3 protein-coding genes are annotated in these 3,452 nt (G+C 69.3%); all 3 read right to left on the bottom strand.

Annotated elements, in window-relative coordinates; all coding sequences use genetic code 11:
• Positions 1–155 precede the first annotated feature (155 nt).
• Complete coding sequence (locus ACWIF2_RS40255; protein ID WP_399021256.1) at positions 156–1,283, bottom strand: ParA family protein; 1,128 nt, start codon at positions 1,281–1,283, stop codon at positions 156–158.
• A gap of 412 nt (positions 1,284–1,695) precedes the next feature.
• Entirely contained in the window at positions 1,696–2,820 is a 1,125-nt protein-coding gene (ald, locus tag ACWIF2_RS40250; protein WP_382498076.1) for an alanine dehydrogenase, read from the bottom strand.
• A gap of 136 nt (positions 2,821–2,956) precedes the next feature.
• Positions 2,957–3,452: tetratricopeptide repeat protein (locus tag ACWIF2_RS40245; RefSeq protein ID WP_454366618.1), on the bottom strand; the 496-nt coding region annotated here is incomplete at its 5' end.

The following is a 3,452-nucleotide window of genomic DNA, read 5'->3' as shown; positions in this document are numbered from 1 at the left end:
CACCGACTGCGGCGCGTCCTCCGCGGCCGCCGCCGCGTCGCCCTCACCCGCCGGAGCGGGCACCCGGGCGTCGCCGTTGACCTGGCGCCTGGGCGTGGACGACTGCAGCCCCATTCCCCCTGTCGTACGGAAGAGTTCGTCGGCCCCCGGCAGACTCACTCGGCGTGACACCGGGCGAGCACCTCCCTGGCGAGCTGGCGATAGGCGGCGGCACCGACGGAGTTGGAGGCGTACGTGGTGATCGGCTCACCGGCGACCGTGGTCTCCGGGAAGCGGACCGTGCGTCCGATGACCGTGTGGTAGACGTGGTCGTCGAACGCCTCGACGACACGCGCGAGGACCTCACGGCTGTGCACCGTGCGCGAGTCGTACATCGTGGCGAGGATCCCGTCGAGCTCCAGCTCCGGGTTGAGCCGTTCCTGGACCTTCTCGATGGTCTCCGTCAGCAGCGCCACACCGCGCAGCGCGAAGAACTCGCACTCCAACGGGACTATCACCTTGTGCGCGGCCGTCAGGGCGTTGACCGTGAGCAGGCCGAGCGAGGGCTGGCAGTCGATGACGATGAAGTCGTAGTCGGGCAGCAGCGGCTTCAGGGCGCGCTGCAGTGTCGACTCGCGGGCGACCTCGGAGACCAGCTGGACCTCGGCCGCCGACAGGTCGATGTTGCTGGGCAGCAGGTCCATGTTGGGGACCGCCGTCTTCAGCAGCACCTCGTCGGCCGCCATGCCCCGCTCCATGAGCAGGTTGTAGACGGTGAGGTCGAGTTCCATCGGGTTGACGCCGAGACCGACCGACAGCGCGCCCTGCGGGTCGAAGTCCACGAGCAGGACCCGGCGTCCGTACTCCGCGAGCGCGGCACCCAGGTTGATGGTCGACGTCGTCTTGCCGACGCCGCCCTTCTGGTTGCACATCGCGATGATCTTCGCGGGGCCGTGGTCGCCCAGCGGGCCCGGGATCGGGAAGTACGGCAGCGGGCGGCCGGTCGGGCCGATGCGCTCCCGGCGCTGTCTGGCCGCGTCGGGCGCGAGAGTGGCCGCGTACTCGGGGTCGGGCTCGTACTCCGCGTCGGGGTCGTAGAAGTGCCCCTCGGGCAGGTCGTCGTAGTCGGCGAGTTGGTTGTGGGGCGCGCCACTTCCGCCGCCGGCCATGGCGTTCACGTGATGGCCATCCATCTTCTGGTGTGCTGTGTGAGTCGCCTGCTGACTCTGGTGGGCTGCGAAGGTGCGCACAGCGACGGAGCCGACAGCCGCGAATCCCGCGGGCTCCTGGTCCCGTGCAGGCATTCCTGGTTGGCCACCCCCGGGAGTAAATGTCGACTCATTCACAAGTCGTCTTACCTCCTTGGTGACCAGGAAACTTCTAGACAGGTCAGCGTGGCACCATGCCGACGACTGGCGACTCTATGGCGTGTCGGGCGTCCGCAGCAACACAATCCGCCGGACCCGGCCCGATGTGTCGGCAATGAAACATCCCGCTGTCAAGGGCGTACGGCCGTCGCACGGCAGGTTTCACCGGTGTGCGAATCGGTTGAAGGGTTACGTTCGAGGCGAGTTGCTCGAGAAGCGCGAAGTGACCATACACACATCCGGCCGGACCTTGTCGGGCAAGGTCCGGCCGGGTGCGCGGCGTTGACGGCCTGTGTTGACGTATCGCCTTTACCGGTTGATGACTTAGCCGATATACCGGCCGCCGGACTCAGACGAGCAGCGAGGCCAGCTCCACGTGCTCCACGCCGTGGGCCTCGGCGACCTCGCGGTAAACGACCTTGCCGTCATGCGTGTTGAGGCCCCGGGCCAGTGCCGGGTCACGGCGCAGCGCCTGCGCCCAGCCGTGGTTCGCGAGCTCCACGATGTACGGCAGCGTGGCGTTGGTCAGCGCGTAGGTGGAGGTGTTGGGCACCGCGCCGGGCATGTTGGCGACGCAGTAGAAGACCGACTCGTGGACCGGGAAGGTCGGCTCGGCGTGGGTGGTCGGACGGGAGTCCTCGAAGCAGCCGCCCTGGTCGATCGCGATGTCGACAAGGACACTTCCGGGCTTCATCCGCGAGACGAGCTCGTTGGTGACCAGCTTCGGGGCCTTGGCGCCGGGGATCAGCACCGCGCCGATGACGAGGTCGGCCTCCAGGCAGGCCTTCTCCAGCTCGAAGGTGTTCGAGACGACGGTCTGGATCTTCGTGCCGAAGATCTTGTCCGCCTCACGGAGCTTGTTGACGTCCTTGTCGAGCAGGGTCACGTGGAAGCCCAGGCCGATGGCGATCTGCGCCGCCTGCCAGCCGGAGACACCGCCGCCGATGACGACGGCCCGGCCGGCCAGGACGCCGGGGACGCCGCCGGGCAGCACGCCCCGGCCGCCGTTGGCGCGCATCAGGTGGTAGGCGCCGACCTGCGGGGCCAGCCGACCCGCGACCTCGGACATCGGGGCGAGCAGCGGGAGCGCGCGGCTGGGCAGCTCGACCGTCTCGTACGCGATCGCCGTGGTGCCGGACTCCAGGAGGGCGTCCGTGCACTCCTTGGAGGCGGCGAGGTGCAGGTAGGTGAAGAGCGTCTGGTCCTTGCGGAGGCGGTGGTACTCCTCGGCGATGGGCTCCTTGACCTTCAGCAGCAGGTCGGCGGCGGCCCACACCTCGTCGGCGGTGTCCAGGATCTGGGCACCGGCGAGGACGTACTCCTCGTCCACGATCGAGGAGCCGACGCCGGCGCCGCGCTCGATGACGACCTGGTGGCCATAACGCACCAGCTCGTGCACGCCTGCGGGGGTGATGGCCACCCGGAACTCGTTGTTCTTGACCTCGCGGGGGATGCCGACCTTCACGTCGATCACGGTCCTTGGCTCAGAGGGTATGGGGGCATTACTACACATACCCGGCCGCGCACGGGCACACCGGGAGAGACCGCAGGAGAACGTGCGGCACGGCCAGTCTAATGAAGGTGTTCCCGCTGTCTAGCCTTTCATTGCATCAATCTTCAGCTGATGCGGTACGGATTTCGCAGGCGTCAGGGTCGTCTTCCTGGTTTATGTCTCCGAGGAGCCGCTCGGCGGCGCCCCGGTGCAGCCCGGCCGACGCGGGGTCGCCGAGGTGGTCGAGGGTGTCGGCGAGGCGCAGATGGAGCGCGGCCTGCAACCGCGTGTCCTCGGCCCGCCGCGCCCATTCCGCGGCCTCCCGGCAGGTGCGCAGCGACTCGTCGGGCCGGCCCGCGTACTCCTGGACCCGCGCCAGTTCGCTCAGGGCCCGCGCCTGGGCGGCCACGTCGCCGAGCTTGCGGTGCCCGGAGATCGCAGCGCGCCAGTTCCGCAGGGCCTCGCCGTAGCGGCCCGCGAAGGTGTGGGCGGCGGCGATCCGCCCGTACAGCCGGGCGGCGTCGGCCCGCTCGCCCCGGGCGAGCCGCTCGGCCAGGGCCCGGCCGAACCAGTCGGCGGCCCGGTCGAAGTCGCCGAGATCCAGGTGCGCGCCG

The organism is Streptomyces sp. NPDC055506, from assembly GCF_053643595.1.
This window is presented reverse-complemented; position numbering and strand designations above follow the sequence as displayed.